General features: G+C 74.1%; 17 protein-coding genes and 2 tRNA genes. 11 read left to right on the plus strand and 8 right to left on the minus strand.

Annotated elements, in window-relative coordinates:
* Positions 1–25: 25 nt before the first annotated feature.
* From QE405_RS18080 to QE405_RS18100, 5 genes are read left to right on the plus strand one after another with little or no spacing between them, the layout of a single operon-like run.
* On the plus strand, positions 26–1132 hold the full coding sequence (locus QE405_RS18080) for a mannose-1-phosphate guanylyltransferase (RefSeq protein WP_307203304.1): 1107 nt from the start codon (positions 26–28) through the stop codon (positions 1130–1132).
* Positions 1133–1155: 23 nt separating this feature from the next.
* On the plus strand, positions 1156–2433 hold the full coding sequence (gene serS / locus QE405_RS18085) for a serine--tRNA ligase (RefSeq protein ID WP_307203306.1): 1278 nt from the start codon (positions 1156–1158) through the stop codon (positions 2431–2433).
* A complete protein-coding gene (locus QE405_RS18090) occupies positions 2426–3271 on the plus strand; it encodes an HAD family hydrolase (RefSeq protein WP_307203308.1) in 846 nt (281 codons plus the stop codon). The genes serS and QE405_RS18090 overlap by 8 nt, the downstream gene beginning before the upstream one ends.
* A gap of 10 nt (positions 3272–3281) precedes the next feature.
* Positions 3282–4151: an HAD family hydrolase gene (locus tag QE405_RS18095; protein ID WP_307203309.1), complete on the plus strand. Its 870-nt coding sequence runs from the start codon at positions 3282–3284 to the stop codon at positions 4149–4151.
* Complete coding sequence (locus QE405_RS18100; RefSeq protein ID WP_307203311.1) at positions 4148–4825, plus strand: hypothetical protein; 678 nt, start codon at positions 4148–4150, stop codon at positions 4823–4825. Before QE405_RS18095 ends, QE405_RS18100 begins: the two co-directional genes overlap by 4 nt.
* Before the next feature lie 34 nt (positions 4826–4859).
* Here QE405_RS18100 and QE405_RS18105 read toward each other — a convergent pair whose 3' ends face one another.
* Both QE405_RS18105 and QE405_RS18110 read right to left on the minus strand, forming a co-directional pair.
* On the minus strand, positions 4860–5468 hold the full coding sequence (locus QE405_RS18105) for a bacterial proteasome activator family protein (RefSeq protein WP_307203313.1): 609 nt from the start codon (positions 5466–5468) through the stop codon (positions 4860–4862).
* A gap of 10 nt (positions 5469–5478) precedes the next feature.
* Positions 5479–6459, minus strand: a complete 981-nt coding sequence (locus tag QE405_RS18110) for an NAD(P)H-quinone oxidoreductase (RefSeq protein ID WP_307203315.1) — start codon at positions 6457–6459, stop codon at positions 5479–5481.
* A gap of 33 nt (positions 6460–6492) precedes the next feature.
* Between QE405_RS18110 and QE405_RS18115 the strand changes: the two genes are divergently transcribed.
* The 3 genes from QE405_RS18115 to QE405_RS18125 are packed head-to-tail and all read left to right on the plus strand — an operon-like array spanning position 6493 to position 8544.
* Positions 6493–7266, plus strand: coding sequence for a carbon-nitrogen hydrolase family protein (locus QE405_RS18115; protein ID WP_307203317.1), 774 nt, complete (start codon positions 6493–6495; stop codon positions 7264–7266).
* 11 nt (positions 7267–7277) lie between these two features.
* Positions 7278–8261 (plus strand): hypothetical protein, encoded by a 984-nt coding sequence (locus QE405_RS18120; protein WP_307203319.1) that lies wholly within the window; start codon positions 7278–7280, stop codon positions 8259–8261.
* A 49-nt stretch (positions 8262–8310) separates the two neighbouring features.
* Positions 8311–8544 carry a biotin/lipoyl-binding carrier protein gene (locus tag QE405_RS18125; protein ID WP_307203321.1) on the plus strand — a complete coding sequence of 78 codons (234 nt, stop codon included), beginning with the start codon at positions 8311–8313 and terminating at the stop codon, positions 8542–8544.
* Between the two features lie 10 nt (positions 8545–8554).
* Here the strand turns inward: QE405_RS18125 and QE405_RS18130 are convergent.
* Positions 8555–8639 (minus strand) — tRNA-Ser (locus tag QE405_RS18130).
* 55 nt (positions 8640–8694) lie between these two features.
* The gene (locus QE405_RS18135) at positions 8695–9060 is read right to left on the minus strand and encodes a hypothetical protein (RefSeq protein ID WP_307203325.1); all 366 of its coding nucleotides are present in this window, start codon (positions 9058–9060) and stop codon (positions 8695–8697) included.
* Between the two features lie 94 nt (positions 9061–9154).
* On the opposite strand from QE405_RS18135, the gene QE405_RS18140 reads away from it, so the two are divergent.
* The 3 genes from QE405_RS18140 (at position 9155) to QE405_RS18150 (ending at position 10119) form a co-directional block, all read left to right on the plus strand.
* Positions 9155–9604 (plus strand): hypothetical protein, encoded by a 450-nt coding sequence (locus QE405_RS18140; protein WP_307203328.1) that lies wholly within the window; start codon positions 9155–9157, stop codon positions 9602–9604.
* A 56-nt stretch (positions 9605–9660) separates the two neighbouring features.
* A tRNA-Ser gene (locus tag QE405_RS18145) sits at positions 9661–9751 on the plus strand.
* A 185-nt stretch (positions 9752–9936) separates the two neighbouring features.
* Positions 9937–10119: a hypothetical protein gene (locus QE405_RS18150; protein WP_307203332.1), complete on the plus strand. Its 183-nt coding sequence runs from the start codon at positions 9937–9939 to the stop codon at positions 10117–10119.
* A 137-nt stretch (positions 10120–10256) separates the two neighbouring features.
* Here QE405_RS18150 and QE405_RS18155 read toward each other — a convergent pair whose 3' ends face one another.
* The 4 genes from QE405_RS18155 to QE405_RS18170 all read right to left on the minus strand — a co-directional run bounded on the left by QE405_RS18155 (position 10257) and on the right by QE405_RS18170 (position 15000).
* Entirely contained in the window at positions 10257–11258 is a 1002-nt protein-coding gene (locus tag QE405_RS18155; RefSeq protein ID WP_307203338.1) for a LuxR family transcriptional regulator, read from the minus strand.
* A gap of 110 nt (positions 11259–11368) precedes the next feature.
* Positions 11369–13216 (minus strand): phosphoenolpyruvate carboxykinase (GTP), encoded by a 1848-nt coding sequence (locus tag QE405_RS18160; RefSeq protein WP_307203345.1) that lies wholly within the window; start codon positions 13214–13216, stop codon positions 11369–11371.
* A gap of 165 nt (positions 13217–13381) precedes the next feature.
* Entirely contained in the window at positions 13382–14272 is an 891-nt protein-coding gene (locus QE405_RS18165) for a hypothetical protein (protein WP_307203352.1), read from the minus strand.
* A gap of 14 nt (positions 14273–14286) precedes the next feature.
* Positions 14287–15000, minus strand: a complete 714-nt coding sequence (locus tag QE405_RS18170) for a sirohydrochlorin chelatase (RefSeq protein WP_307203358.1) — start codon at positions 14998–15000, stop codon at positions 14287–14289.
* Positions 15001–15006 lie beyond the last annotated feature (6 nt).

Genomic DNA, 15006 nt, shown 5'->3' on the forward strand with positions numbered 1-15006 from the left:
CCGGGCTCCGTGAGATTCTCCCCCCATGACGGGCAACGAGCGGTTCTGGGCGGTCATCCCCGCGGGCGGCGCCGGCACACGGCTGTGGCCGGTGTCGCGGGCGGGTCGCCCCAAGTTCCTCCACGACCTCACCCGCTCGGGCCGCTCGCTCCTGCAGCAGACCTGGGACCGCGTGCAGCCCCTGGCCGGCGAGCGCGTGCTCGTCGTCACCGGCACGGCCCACCGGGACGCCGTCGTCTCCCAGCTGCCCGACCTGCCCGCCGACCAGCTCCTCGCCGAGCCCACGCCGCGCGACTCGATGGCCGCGATCGGCCTCGCCGCCGCGGTGCTCGAGGCCCGCGACCCCGAGGCCGTGCTCGGCTCGTTCGCCGCCGACCAGGTGATCCACGACGTCGACGGCTTCACGGCCTGCGTGTCCGAGGCCGTGGCGCTCGCCGCCGCCCGCGAGGTCGTCGTCACGATCGGCATCGAGCCCACCCACCCCTCCACGGCGTTCGGCTACATCCGCTCGGGCGACCTCGTGGACCCCGCGGGCGGCGGCACCGCCCGGGTCGTCCAGGAGTTCGTCGAGAAGCCCGACGCGGAGCGGGCCGCGGCGTACCTGGCGACGGGGCAGTACCGCTGGAACGGCGGCATGTTCGTCGTCCGCGCGCGGGTGCTGCTCGACCTGCTGGCGGCGAACCACCCCGACCTGGCCGCGGGCCTCCGGGAGATCGCGGCCGATCCGACGCGCCTCGACGAGCGGTGGCCGGGCCTCGAGAAGATCGCCATCGACCACGCCGTCGCGGAGCCGGCGGCCGAGCAGGGCGTCGTCGCGACGGTCCCCGGCACGTTCGACTGGGACGACGTCGGCGACTTCGACGCCCTGGCCGGGCTGCTCGGGGCCGACACCGAGGACGGCGACCCGGGCAGCGGCCTCGCCGTGCTGGGCGACCCCGCGCGGGTGCGCACCATCGACGCCTCGGGCATCGTCGTGGCCGACGGCCAGCGCGACATCGCGGTCGTGGGCCTCGACGACGTGGTGGTGGTCGACACCGGCGACGCGCTCCTCGTGACGACGCGCGCCCGCGCGCAGGACGTGAAGAAGATCGTCGAGGGCCTCAAGGCGGACCGCCGCACCGAGCTGCTCTGAGGTCGGGCGATAGCCTCGCCCCCATGATCGACCCCCGCCTGCTCCGTGACGACCCCGACCGCATCCGTGCCGCCCAGGCCAAGCGGGGGCTCTCCGACGAGGTCGTCGACGTCGCGCTGACGGCCGACCGCACCCGTCGCGACGCGATCGCGGTGTTCGAGGCCAAGCGGGCGGAGCAGAAGCAGGTCGGCAAGCTGATCCCGAAGGCCGCGCCCGAGGAGAAGCAGGAGCTGCTCGCCCGCACCAAGACGCTCGCCGCCGAGGTGAAGGCGGCCGAGGAGCAGCAGAAGGCCGCCGAGGCCGCCTGGCAGGACGCGCTGCTCTCCATCCCGAACCCCGCCGCCGACGCGACGCCGGCGGGCGGCGAGGACGACTTCGTCGTGCTCGAGGAGGTCGGCACGCCGCGGGACTTCGCCGCTGAGGGCTTCAAGCCGCGGGACCACGTCGAGCTCGGCCGGCTGCTGGGCGCGATCGACATCGAGCGGGGCGCCAAGGTCTCGGGCAGCCGGTTCTACTTCCTCACCGGCGTCGGGGCGCAGCTGGAGCGAGCCCTCGTCAACATGGCGATGGACCAGGCGCACGAGTCGGGCTTCACCGAGGTCATCCCGCCCGCGCTCGTGAAGCCGGAGGCCATGGCGGGCACGGGCTTCCTCGGCCAGGCGGCCGACGACGTCTACCGCATCGAGGGCCAGGACATGTACCTCGTCGGCACCTCCGAGGTGCCGATGGCGGCCTACCACGCCGACGAGATCCTCGACGCCGGCTCGCTGCCGCTCCGGTACGCCGCGTTCAGCCCCTGCTACCGCAAGGAGGCCGGCTCGCACGGCCGCGACACCCGGGGCATCATCCGGGTGCACTGGTTCGACAAGGTCGAGATGTTCGTCTACACGACGCTCGAGGACGCCGAGGCCGAGCACCAGCGCCTGCTGGGCTGGGAGAAGGCGTTTCTCGACAAGCTCGAGCTGGCCTACCGGGTCATCGACGTCGCCGCGGGCGACCTCGGCCTCAGCGCCCAGCGCAAGTTCGACTGCGAGGCGTGGATCCCGACGCAGGGCAAGTACCGCGAGCTGACGTCGACGTCGAACTGCACCGACTTCCAGACGCGGCGCCTCGACACGCGCGGACGGTTCGCGGACGGCACGAAGCCGATCGCCACGCTCAACGGCACGCTGTGCGCGATGACGCGCACCATCGTGGCGATCCTCGAGACCCACCAGCTGCCCGACGGCAGCGTCCGGGTGCCCGCTGCGCTCCGCCCCTACCTCGGCGGGCGCGAGGTCCTCGAGGTGGTCGGTGCCTGAGCCCGGGTGGCGCCCCCGCCTCGTCGCGCTCGACATCGACGGCACGCTGCTGCGCTGGGTCGACGGCTCCGGCACGCCCCACGAGGAGGTGAGCCCCGCGGTCGTCGCGGCCATCGGCCGGGCGATGGACGCCGGCGCCCACGTCGTGCTGTCCAGCGGCCGCTCGGTGCACGCGATGACGCCCGTGGCCGACCTCCTGGGCCTGCGGGGCCAGGAGACGCCGAGCGGCGACGACCGGTTGTGGATCGTGGCGTCGAACGGCGCCGTGCTCAGCCGGTACGCCCCCCTCGAGGTGGTGCACGAGGAGACCTTCGACGCGCGCGACGCCGTGCGGGCCGTGCTCGAGCAGCAGCCGACCGCGCTGATCGCGGTCGAGGACCGCGGCGGGCAGGGCTACCACGTGAGCCGCCCGTTCCCGGAGGGCGAGCTGGACGGCGAGCTCGTCGTCACCGACCTCGACGACATGGTCGCGAAGCCCGTCAGCCGCGTCATCGTGCGGGACCCGCAGGCGACCGCGGAGGAGTTCGTGGAGATGGCGGGTCGGCTGGGCCTGCAGGGCACCGACTACGTCGTCGGCTGGACGGCGTGGCTCGACCTCACGCCGGTGGGGGTCTCCAAGGCCTCCGGCCTCGACCACGTGTGCGCCGACCTCGGTCTCGAGGCCGCCGACGTGCTCGCGATCGGCGACGGCCGCAACGACGTCGAGATGCTGGCGTGGGCCGGCCGGGGCGTCGCGATGGGCCAGGCGGTCCAGGTGGTGCGCGACGCGGCCGACGCGGTGACCGGCACCGTCGACGACGACGGTGCGGCGGTCGAGATCGACCGCTGGTTCGGCTGAGGTCGCGTCCGTGACCCGCCGCCCCCGCCTCGTCGCGACCGACCTCGACGGCACGCTGCTCGGCGCCGACGGCCGGGTCAGCGACCGCACGCGTGCGGTGCTCGTGGCCCTCGAGGAGGAGCACGACGTGCCCGTCGTGTTCGTCACCGGCCGTCCCGTCCGCTGGATGGAGGACCTCTGGGTGGACGTCGGTGGCCACGGCCTCGCCATCTGCTCCAACGGCGGCATCGTCTTCGACGTGGCGGCCCGGGAGGTGCGCGACGCCTTCGCCATCGCCCCGGCGACCCTCCTCGACGTCGCCGACCGGGTCCGCGCCGCGGTCCCGGGCACGATGTTCGCCCTCGAGACGCTGACGGGCTTCGCGCACGAGCCGGAGTGGCGGCCGCGCCCCGGCGGTGGCCGGCCGCACCGGGGCCCCGAGCCCGTCGTGGCCCCGCTCGCGGAGCTCGTCGCGGACGACGCACCCGCCTGCGTCAAGCTCCTCGCCCGGCACGACGAGGCCGACCCGGAGGACTACTGGCGCGCCCTCGACGCCACCGTCGGTGACCTCGCCACCGTGACCTGGTCGTCGACCACCGCGCTCGTGGAGATCAGCGCCCGCGGCGTCACCAAGGCCACCACGCTCGCCACCCTCTGCGCCGAGCTCGGCGTGGAGGCGGCGGACGTCGTCGCCTTCGGCGACATGCCCAACGACGTGCCGATGCTGACCTGGGTCGGACGCTCCTGGGCCATGGCGGACGCGCACCCCGACGCCGTCGCCGCGGCCGACGCCGTGGCCGGCCGCCACGACGAGGACGGGGTCGCAGCCACCTTGGCCGCGCTGTTCGGTCTGGCAGGATGGGCCGGCGCCGACGACCAGAGCCCAGGAGGACCCCGATGAACGATCGACCCGCCCGACGCCACCGCGTCGCCGGGGCCGTCGTCGCCGTCACGGGCGGCCTGCTGCTCGCGCCCGCGGCCGTCGGCGCGACCGCGGTCCCGACGTACGCCGCGGCGCCCGCCAGCGCCTGCGACGGCACCCTGGAGGACCAGGTCGCCGCGGCCGACTCCGTCGTGGTCGGCATCGTCACCGACGTCGCCGCCGCGACCACCGAGGGCGGCCCCACCACGCCCGGGACGTCCGGCGTGGCCGACTCCGTGCCGCTCGACGTGCGGCTCGACGTCGAGCGCGTGCTCGCCGGCGACCTCGCGCCGCGCGAGGTGCAGGTGGCGGTCGGCGCCGACGCCACGGGCAAGGGGATGCCCCCGGAGGCCGGGGTCCGTTACGTGGTGCTGCTCGGCGCGGCCACCGACGCCGAGACCGGCGTGCTGGCCGCCGAGACCTGCAGCTTCCTGTCGACCGGTCAGCTCACCGCCGTGGAGGAGGTCATCGCCCAGGGGGAGCAGCCCGACGTGGCGGCCCCCGCGGAGGTGACCTGGTCCGACGTGTCCGACGGCGACACCGGCCCCAGTGCGGCCGGGCTCGCCCTCCCCGGGCTGCTGCTGGCCGCCATCGGGGTCTTCGGGCTCGCGGGCACGGCCCTGCTGGCCCGCATCACCGGCCGCCGCCGCTGACGCGGGCGGCCGTGCGGCTGGTCGGCCGGGCGGCTCAGAGATACATGCCGCCCGACCGCGGCGCCTCGCCCTCGTCGCCCCGGACCGGGCCGGGGACACCCGGCGCGCCCTGACCGCCGGGCAGGGCCCGCCGCATCTGCTCGAGCTGGGCCCGGGCCGCCATCTGCTGGGCGTAGATCGCCGTCTGGATCCCGTGGAACAGGCCCTCGAGCCAGCCCACGAGCTGCGCCTGGGCGATGCGGAGCTCGGCGTCGCTCGGGGTGCCCTCCGCGAACGGCAGCGAGAGCCGCTGCAGCTCCTCGACCAGCTCCGGCGCCAGGCCCGCCTCGAGCTCCTTGATGGACGACTGGTGGATCTCCTTGAGGCGGTTGCGGCTGGCCTCGTCGAGCGGCGCGGCCTTCACCTCCTCCAGCAGCTGGCGGATCATGCTGCCGATGCGCATGACCTTGGCGGGCTGCTCGACCAGGTCGCGCGGGTGGGTCTCGCCGTCGGACCCGTCGGACCCGTCGGCGTCGTCCGCGGTCGCCACGCGGCCCGCGAGCGCGCTGGCCGGCACGGTGCCGACGGGCTGGCCGTCGGGACCGATGATGACGACCTGGTCGGCCTGGTCCTGCTGCTGCCCGTCCTGCGCCTCGTCGCTCATGACCCCGAGCCTACTGAGGGGTCAGGAGCACCTTGCCGGAGTGGGACGACGCCTCGAGCAGGCCGTGCGCCTCCGCGGCGCGGTCGAGCGGCAGCGTCGCGTGCACGATCGGGCGCACCGCCCCGGAGCCCACGAGGGGCCACACGTGCTCGGCGACCGCGGCGCAGATGGCCGTCTTCTCGTCGACGGGCCGGGCCCGCAGCGAGGTGGCGTGCACCGACGCGCGCTTGGCGAGCAGGCGACCGAGGTCGAGCTCGCCCTTGGCGCCGCCCTGCATGCCGATGACGACGAGCCGTCCCTCCGTGGCGAGGGCGTCGACGTTGCGGCCCAGGTACTTCGCGCCCATGTTGTCGAGCACGACGTCCGCCCCGCCGGCCTCCTTCAGCACCGCGACGAAGTCCTCCTCGCGGTAGTCGATCGCGCGCTCGGCGCCGAGCTCCTCGCAGAACGCCCGCTTCTCGGCCGAGCCGGCCGTCGTGAACACCCGGGCCCCGAGGGCGCTGGCGAGCTGGATGGCGAACGTGCCGATGCCGCCGGCCCCGCCGTGCACGAGGAAGGTGTCGCCCGCGGCGAGCCCGCCGACGGTCACCACGTTCGACCAGACGGTGCAGGCCACCTCGGGCAACGCGGCCGCGGTGACGAGGTCGACGCCCGGCGGCAGCGGCATGAGCTGGCCGGCGGGGACGACGACGTGGGTGGCGTAGCCTCCGCCCGCCAGCAGCGCGCACACCTCGTCGCCGACCGACCAGCGGCCGTCCGCCGCGACGCCGTCGCCCAGCGCGACGACGGTGCCGCTGCACTCGAGCCCGAGCACGTCGCTCGCGCCGGGCGGCGGCGGATAGAACCCCTGCCGCTGCAGCAGGTCGGCGCGGTTGACGGCGGTGGCGGCGACCTCCAGGAGCACCTCGCCCGGACCCGGCTCGGGGTCGGGGCGCTCGGTCAGGACGAGGGCCTCGGGCCCTCCCGGCTCGGGGGCGATGACAGCACGCATGGGGACGAGCGTAGGCCGCCTACCCTGGGTCTCATGCGTGTCGCGCTCGTGCAGGAGGCCTCCGACCTCGACCCGGCGGTGAACCGCGACCGGCTCGCCGCCCGTGTCGCCGAGGCGGGCCCGGAGGTCGACCTCGTCGTGCTGCCGGAGGTCTTCGCCCGCGACTTCGGCAAGGCCGGCTCCGACGTCTCCGCGCACGCCGAGACCCTCGAGGGTCCGTTCGTCACCGCTGCCGTCGCCGCGGCCGGTGCGACGGGCACGACCGTCGTCGCCGGGATGTTCGAGCGCTCGGACGACCCGGGCCGCCCGTTCAACACGCTGGTGGTGGTCGACGGCGGGGGCGTGCGCGCGTCGTACCGCAAGATCCACCTCTACGACTCCTTCGGCTACCGGGAGTCCGACCGGCTGCTCGCCGGCCCGATGGCGCCGGTGACCGTCGACGTCGCGGGGTTCCGGCTGGGCCTGCTGACCTGCTACGACCTGCGCTTCCCGGAGCTCGCCCGCACGCTCGTCGTCGACCACGGCGCCGAGGTGCTCGTCTGCCCGGCGGCCTGGGTGGCCGGGGAGGGCAAGGTCCGGCACTGGAGCACGCTCGCGGCGGCCCGCGCGATCGAGAACACCGCGTACGTCGCGGCGACCGGCCAGCCCGCTCCGCGCTACAGCGGCCACTCGGTGCTGCTCGACCCGCTGGGGGCCGTGGTGGCGGAGGCGGGCCCCGACGCCGAGGTGCTCGTGGGGGAGGTGCGGCGGTCCGTGCTCGAGGACGCCCGCCGCACGAATCCGTCGCTGGCCAACCGGCGGCTGTAGCCTTGCCCGCCGTGCCGACCCCCACCGTCTCCCGTGAACGCCGCCTCGGTGCCTGGTGGCTGCTGGTCGTCGGCGGACTGGCGCTCCTGGTGCTCGGGGGGACCGGCGTGCTGCCCGACGTCACGGAGGGCATCGGCGCCGTCGCGGTGACGAGCGCCTACACGTGGGCGCTCGCCGCCCGCACCGGCGGCCGCCCGATCGTCTTCGCCGCGCTGGCCGCGGTGGCGGGCGCGGCCGTGCTCCTCCTCGACACCCAGGAGCTGCGCACGGGGGCGGCGGTCATGACCTGCACCGTCGGGGCCGTGCTCGGCGTGATGGCCACGGTGCCCGCCCGCCAGTTCCTCATCGCGGTGCGCGAGGTCGTCATCGCGGTGGTGCTGTCGGGTGGTGCTGCGGTCGCGGCCGTCGGCTACGCCCCGACGATCTCGCTGGCGCGGTTCGAGTACACCGTGCTCGCGCTGTCGTTCCTCGTCGTCCTCGGCCTCGTCTACCGCCTCGGCGCCGGCCTCCACGGCCTCGGTCGCCGCGGGGTGATCGCCGTCGTCGTGGGCTCGCTCGTGCTGGCGGTGATCCTGGCGTACGCCGAGGCCCTCCGCCGCTACGGCGCCACGTCCGTCGTCGGGTCGGTGCTCGACTCCGCCAGCTGGATGCTCGAGACCGTCGGGGGCGTGCCGCGTCCGATCCAGGCGGCCCTGGGCGTGCCCGCCCTGGCCTGGGGCACCTACATGCGGGCCCGCCGCCGCCAGGGCTGGTGGCTCTGCATCTTCGGCGTGGCCGCGACGGCGCCCGTCGCCAACGGGGTCATGAACCCCTCGGCGACGCTGCTGCAGGCACTCCTCGGGGTCGTCTACTCCCTGGTGATCGGCTTCGTGATCGCCTACGTCGTGATCCGCGCCGACCTCGCCCTCACCGGCTCCCGCGGCTCGCGGGCCCGGCGCAACGAGGAGCGCAGCGCCGTGCGTCCCGAGCCGTCCCGGACGCGTCCGCTGCTCTGAGGCTGCTCCGAGGCCGTCCTACCCCACGGTAACGGCTAGCGTCGTGCCCATGGCTCGCAAGCAGGTCGTGGAGGTCGTCGCCGAGATGGTGGCGTCGGTGGTCGAGGTCGGCTGCGCGGTCGGTGACGACGTCACCCCGCTGAGCACCGTGCTGCTGCTGGAGTCCATGAAGATGGAGATCCCCGTGCACCCCGAGCAGGCCGGTCGGGTGCGCGAGATCAAGGTGGCGCCGGGCGACGTCATCCAGGAGGGCGACGTGCTCGTGGTGCTCGACCCCGCCTGACCCGGCTGAGCAGAGGGGGCGGGATTCGAACCCGCGGTGGGTCTCCCCACGACCGCTTTCAAGGCGGTTCCGATCGGCCACTCCGGCACCCCTCCCGAGCGCGGCCGCAGCCACGCGTCGGGACCTGAGTGTAGGGGTGCTCGGGACCCCTCAGGCCGGGGGTGACGCGGCGAGGGCGTCCCGCACGCGGGCCGTGTGGTTGTCGACGTCGATGAGCAGCCGCATGAGGTCGCGCCGCACCACGTCGGGCTCGGGGGTCTGGAGCATGAGGGTGTCGTAGACCCGCACCCGCTCGAGGAGCGTGTTGCGCGCGTCGAGCAGGCCGGAGCCCTCCGGTGCGCGCCACGCCGGTCCGTAGGTGTCGGTCTCGTTGAGCAGCAGGCTGCGCACGCCGGCGAGCCGCTGGCGCACGGTCCAGCGCCAGTTGCCGAGCGCCGGTCCCTGGCGGCTGTGCGGGGGCGGCAGCGCGTCGAGGGCGACGTGCAGCGCGTGGAGGGCGGGGTGGGGGGTGCGCACGTTCATCTCCTCGGGCGACGGTCGGGGACGGTCGGGACGGGTCCCGCCACGAGTGTGACACGTGTCACCACATGCCGTGGGGGACAATGGTCCGGTGCAGCAGGACATCCGCCTCGCCCCCGCCGTCGCCGCCCGGCTCCTCGGCACCGCCGTCGTCGTCCTCGGCGTGGTCGCCGTCGTGCTCTTCGCGGGCGCCTGGCTCCTCGACGTCTCCCCGGCCGTGCCCGTGCTCGTCGTCGCGGTGCTGCTGTTCCTGCTCGGGGCCGCGGGGTTGCACCTGCTGACCCGCGCCTACGTCGTGCGCCTGACCGAGGACGGCTACCTGGTGCGCCTCGTGCGCGGCGCGGGCGTGACCCGCGCGCGGTGGGTGGACGTCGAGGACGCCGTGACGACGTACGTCGCGGACGAGCCCTGCGTGGTGCTGCGGCTCAAGGACGGGGGGTCCACGACCATCCCCGTCACGTTCCTCGCGGGCGACCGGGAGCAGTTCGTCGAGCTGGTCCACGAGCGGCTGATGCGGGGCCGGGGCCTGCGCCGGCTCTGAGCGCCACCTGATTGGGCGCGGCCCGGCTGCTCTGTGTAGCCTGTGACGGCTGTCGAGGAGGCGTCGCCTAGTCCGGTCTATGGCGCCCGCCTGCTAAGCGGGTTTGGGGCTACAACCCCATCGAGGGTTCAAATCCCTCCGCCTCCGCAGTGCCTGAGCCCCACGGGTCCGCCCGTGGGGCTCAGTCGTTCTCCCGGACTGCACATTCCTGCAGGAAATCGCATTGCACAGACATGACCCGGCCTTTCCCTGACGGGAACCCTTCTCATGCAGCAGTATGGGACGAGCGGGCCAGAGGGACCCGTCACTGTCAGCGCAACGAGGGAGCCACCATGAAGTTCGTCCGCCGCGCCGGACTCGCGGTCGCTGCTGCCGCCGTCAGCATCGGCCTGATCGGCGCCGCCGCCGGCTCCGCCCACGCCGACACCAGCTGGGGCCAGAAGAAGCGCATCGCCGTCGTCCAGACCGCCCCCGTCCAGGACGAGCCGAGCGACACCAGCTGGGGCCAGGGCTGATCCTGACCCCCACCAGCTCCTGAGGCGAGGACCAACCCAACCCCCACAGTGCGGTCCCTGCCCCCCGGCTCGCCTCAGGTGTGAGGGCGGTGGCGCCATGCGCCACCGCCCTTGTTCTCTTCCCGGGCCCCGGTGCCTCAGGACGACTCGGGACGCTCGTGCCCGGACACGCCGCGCTGCCCCATCGTGTAGCCGAGCTGGAAGCGCGTCTGCGCCTCGAACTCGTCCTTCAGGTCCGCGACGTAGCCCGCGTAGGTGCGGGGGCTGACGCCGAGCCGCTTCGCGCTCACCGGGTCCGCGTGGCCCTCGATGAGCATCCGGATGGTCATGGCCCGCTGCTCCGCCGCGATGTCCCGCAGCATGGAGCTCTCGTTGTTGGAGAACGCCCGACCGCGCTCCCAGTGCCGCTCGAAGACGTCGACGAGGTAGGCCACGAGCGAGGGCTCGCGGATGGCGATGGCCACCGAGTGGCCCTCCCGGCCCGGGATGATGGCGACCATCCGGTCGACCACGATCATGCGGTTGAAGAACTCGTCGAGCGTGCGCACCTCGGCGCCGCGCTCGGTGACGGTCGCGACGTACTTGTGCGTGATCGAGCTGCGGCGCGCCGCGTGCTGGTAGAGCGTGCGCATCCGCACGCCGCGCTCCAGCGCCCGCACGTCGCGCTCGGCGGCCTTCGCCAGCGAGCCGGAGTTGCGGCCGACCTGCGGCTGCGCGGTGAGCAGCTCGGACTCGGCGTCGGCCACCACGGCGGCGATGTAGGGGTCGATGGCGTCGCCACGGATCTCGGTGATCGGCCCGGCGGCTGGCTGCGGCGCGCGGCGCCACGCCTGCGAGAGCGCGCCGAACGTGCGGGCCCACGCCGACGACTCGGCCAGCAGCTCCGCGCCGCGCTGCCCGAGCGGGGTGACGACCTGGGAGGTCGCCGCGGTGGGGTCGACCGCCACCCACCGCTTGGTGCGCGGGTCGAGCCCGAGCAGGCCGAGCTCCACCAGGAGCGCGTACGGCGCGTGCAACGCCCCGCCGCGGGCGATGCGCGGGTCGTCGTCGGCCAGGCCGCCCCCGGCCAGCACCTCCTCGTAGAGCGGGATCCCCGACTCCTCGAAGAGCGCGCGCTGCTCCGGACCCACCTCGACCATCCACGACCTCCGACCCGCGTCCGGCTGCTCCCGACCCCCGGCCCCGATGATCCCATGGAACGCACGACGCCCCCGGCCGTCGGCCGGGGGCGTCGCGGGGGGAGCGGCGGTCAGAGACCGAGGCGCGCCTTGAGGCCGTCGAGCTCGGTCCAGAGCACGGACGGCAGGTCGTCGCCGAACTTCTCGAACCACTCGGTGATCTGCGGGATCTCGGCCTTCCACTCGTCGACGTCGACCGCGAGCGCGGCGGCGAGCGCCTCGGGCGTCAGGTCGAGACCGTCGATGTCGAACGAGCCCTCGGCCGGCACGTGACCGATCGGGGTCTCGACGGCGGCGGCCTGGCCGTCGATGCGCTCGACGATCCACTTCAGCACCCGGCTGTTCTCGCCGAACCCGGGCCACAGGAAGCCGCCCTCGTCGTCGCGGCGGAACCAGTTGACGTAGAAGATCTTCGGCAGCTTGGCGGCGTCGTTGTCCTTGCCGATGTTGATCCAGTGGCCGAAGTAGTCGCCCGCGTTGTAGCCGATGAACGGCAGCATCGCCATCGGGTCGCGACGCACGACGCCGACCGCGCCGATCGCGGCGGCCGTGGTCTCGCTCGACAGGGTCGCGCCGAGGAACGTGCCGTGGGTCCAGTCACGGGCCTCGAACACGAGCGGGATGGTCGTCTTGCGGCGACCGCCGAAGAGGATCGCGTCGATCGGCACGCCACGCGGGTCGTCGTACTCGGCCGCGAGGATGTCGCACTGCTTGATCGGGGTGCAGTAGCGCGAGTTGGGGTGGCTGGAGAGCTCGTCGCTCTCGGGCGTCCAGGGGTTGCCCTTCCAGTCGGTCGCCCGCGCCGGCGGGTTCTCGAGGCCCTCCCACCAGACGTCGCCGTCCTCGGTGAGCGCGACGTTCGTGAAGAGCGAGTTGCCCTTGTTGATGGTGGCCATCGCGTGCGGGTTGGTGTGCTCGTTGGTGCCGGGGGCGACGCCGAAGAAGCCGTACTCCGGGTTCACGGCCCACAGGCGCCCGTCGGGGCCGATGCGCATCCAGGCGATGTCGTCGCCGAGCGTCTCGACCTTCCAGCCCGGGATGGTGGGCTTGAGCATGGCGAGGTTGGTCTTGCCACAGGCGCTGGGGAATGCGGCCGCGACGTACTTCACGACGCCCTGCGGGCTCGTGAGCTTGAGGATGAGCATGTGCTCGGCGAGCCAGCCCTCGTCGCGGGCGATGACGCTCGCGATGCGCAGGGCGTAGCACTTCTTGCCGAGCAGGGCGTTGCCGCCGTAGCCCGAGCCGAAGGACCAGATCGCGCGCTCCTCGGGGAACTGCACGATGTACTTGGTCTCGTTGCACGGCCAGGCGACGTCCGCCTCGCCCTCGGCGAGCGGGTGGCCGACGGAGTGCAGCGCGGGCACCCACTTGACCTCCGCGCCGGACGCGTCGAGCTCCTCGATGCGGCGGAGCACGTTGGTGCCGAGGCGGGCCATGACGCGCATGGAGACCGTGACGTAGGCGGAGTCGGTGATCTCGACGCCGAACATCGGCTGCTCGGCCTCGAGGTGTCCCATGACGAAGGGGATGACGTACATCGTGCGCCCGCGCATGCAGCCCGCGTAGAGCCCACGCATGAGCTCCTTCATCTCCTCCGGCGCCATCCAGTTGTTGGTGGGGCCGGCGTCGCGCTCGTCGACGGAGCAGATGTAGGTGCGGTCCTCGACCCGCGCCACGTCGATCGGGTCGGAGGCGCCGTAGAAGGAGTTCGGCTTGAGCTCGGGGTTGAGGCGGGTGAAGGTGCCCGTCCCGACGAGCGCGTCGGTCAGCTCCGTCCACTCCTCGTCGGAGCCGGTCACCCAGTGGATGCGCGCGGGCTGCGTGAGCTCGGCGACCTCCTCGACCCAGGCGAGGATCCCGGCGTGCGTGGTGGGCGGCGTGGAGTCCGTGGACTCGGGGGCGGTGGCGGTGGCGGTCATGGTTACCTCTCGCGCTTCCGACGTGACCCGCCTCGGCAGGGCCCCGCCGGCCGTCGAGCGTGTCGACGGTGTGGTCGGAGTGCTTGATCGCGCGGCGTCGTCGACGGCGATGCCGGGCTCGTGGCGAGCCCGGGTTGAGGTGAGGCTAGACGGGCCCTGACGGGTTCACCATTGGATCGGTCTAAGCGTGGGTCGAACCCACGACACGGCGTCGTAGACGTGACCTGCACCACTTCTGACCTGGCACTTCACCCGATCGGGCCAGCGCGAGCGCTCGATCGGCGCGGCGCTCAGAAGCCCCCGTCCGAACCCTCCACCGTCGAACCCGCCGCCGTCGAAGCCGCTCCCGTCGTAGCCTCCGCCCTCGAGGTCGTGGCCCGCCGTCCCGAGCGCGGGACCGGCCAGGACCGCCCCGAGGAACACGGCGGGGAAGAGGCCCTGCGCGGCGGCGTTGCCGTAGTAGCCGCTCACGTAGGGCCGGTAGGCCGCCCCGCCGTCGTACCAGGGCACCATCGCGCCGTCGCGGCGCACCATGCGCGTGTCGGGGTCGGCGCCCGCGGCGAGCCGCTCGGCGTCGGCGCGGCAGACGGGCACGTCGCGCTCGATCCCGCCGGGCGGTGCCCAGGCCACCTCCGTGGTCGAGGGTCCGTGGGCGGGGTTGAAGAAGCAGGGCGACAGGCGCTGCGGCAGCGGCTCGTCCGCCTGGCGGGCCAGCACGCACGCCATGGCGTGCCGCCCGTCCTCCAGGGACCGGGTGACGCCCTTGACGTCGGCGGGCTGCTGCACGTCGCGGAGCAGGTCCTTCGCCGCCTCGTAGGCGTCGAGCGCCCGCTGGTAGTCCTGGCGCATCGGTGCGTCGAGGTCCGTCACCAGGGTCTCGACGTGCAGCTCCTGCAGCTCCTCGCCGAAGCGCGTGACGTCCTCCTCGGCGACCGCCGTCACGCGGCGCAGGGCGTCGGCGGCGGCGAGGCGCTCGGCCCGTCGGCGCCGCACGACGACCACCCCCGCCGCAGCGGCGAGAGCGACCAGGACCAGCAGCACGACCCACCCCGTCATGGGTCGAGCCTAGGTCAGGCCGCCCGAGCGGCCCGGCGGGCGAGCGCGAGACCCACCTGGGCGCGGTGGGCGACGAGCTCGACGACGCAGGGGTGCGCACCGAGCACGTCGGCGACGACGGTGGCGCCCGCGGCGCGGGCCTCCTCCGTGCAGCGCCGGGCGAAGAAGCCGGGGGCGAGGAGGTACGGCGCCACGGCGTCGCCCGGGCGCACCACGTCCGCGGGGCGGTCGCCGAGCCCCGAGAGGGTGGCGACCCGCACGGGGGCGCCCCACAGGAGGCCGAGCATGCGCGCGGTGGTGGCGAGGTCGTCGAGGGAACCGGGACGGCGTGACCCCGCGGCGACCATCGTCACCGGCTGGCCCGGCCGCGCGCCGGCGTCCCGCAAGCGGGCGCACATCGCGTCGGCCAGCAGCGGCGAGGGCCCCAGCGCGGCCGTCAGGGCCGCCGGCACCGGGGCCGCGGCGACCGCCTCGGGCACGTCGGAGTCCACGTGGAGGCCGGCGGACAGGAGCAGCGGCACGACCACGACCGGACGGTCGGCCGCGGCCAGCACCTCGGTCAGGAGCGGGTCGGCGAGCTCGACGTACGACGCCGTCGCCGGCACACCGACCAGCTCGCCCGCCGCCCGGGTCAGCTCGCGGGCGACGGGGCTGCCCGAGCCGTCACGGGTGCCGTGGGCGACGGTGACCAGCCGGGGCAGGAGGTGGGGCAGGAGGTGGGGCAGCACGGGCAT

It is taken from the genome of Nocardioides zeae, from assembly GCF_030818655.1.
Lineage (GTDB): Bacteria > Actinomycetota > Actinomycetes > Propionibacteriales > Nocardioidaceae > Nocardioides > Nocardioides zeae_A.

Excerpts from the sequence above, each read along its gene's own strand:
- QE405_RS18160 (WP_307203345.1), bottom strand. The coding sequence starts at position 13,216 with ATGACCGCCACCGCCACCGCCCCCGAGTCCACGGACTCCACGCCGCCC.
- QE405_RS18110 (WP_307203315.1), bottom strand. The coding sequence starts at position 6,459 with ATGCGTGCTGTCATCGCCCCCGAGCCGGGAGGGCCCGAGGCCCTCGTC.
- QE405_RS18115 (WP_307203317.1), top strand. The coding sequence starts at position 6,493 with ATGCGTGTCGCGCTCGTGCAGGAGGCCTCCGACCTCGACCCGGCGGTG.
- QE405_RS18165 (WP_307203352.1), bottom strand. The coding sequence starts at position 14,272 with ATGACGGGGTGGGTCGTGCTGCTGGTCCTGGTCGCTCTCGCCGCTGCG.
- QE405_RS18155 (WP_307203338.1), bottom strand. The coding sequence starts at position 11,258 with ATGGTCGAGGTGGGTCCGGAGCAGCGCGCGCTCTTCGAGGAGTCGGGG.
- QE405_RS18105 (WP_307203313.1), bottom strand. The coding sequence starts at position 5,468 with ATGAGCGACGAGGCGCAGGACGGGCAGCAGCAGGACCAGGCCGACCAG.
- QE405_RS18100 (WP_307203311.1), top strand. The coding sequence starts at position 4,148 with ATGAACGATCGACCCGCCCGACGCCACCGCGTCGCCGGGGCCGTCGTC.
- serS (WP_307203306.1), top strand. The coding sequence starts at position 1,156 with ATGATCGACCCCCGCCTGCTCCGTGACGACCCCGACCGCATCCGTGCC.
- QE405_RS18125 (WP_307203321.1), top strand. The coding sequence starts at position 8,311 with ATGGCTCGCAAGCAGGTCGTGGAGGTCGTCGCCGAGATGGTGGCGTCG.
- QE405_RS18080 (WP_307203304.1), top strand. The coding sequence starts at position 26 with ATGACGGGCAACGAGCGGTTCTGGGCGGTCATCCCCGCGGGCGGCGCC.
- QE405_RS18150 (WP_307203332.1), top strand. The coding sequence starts at position 9,937 with ATGAAGTTCGTCCGCCGCGCCGGACTCGCGGTCGCTGCTGCCGCCGTC.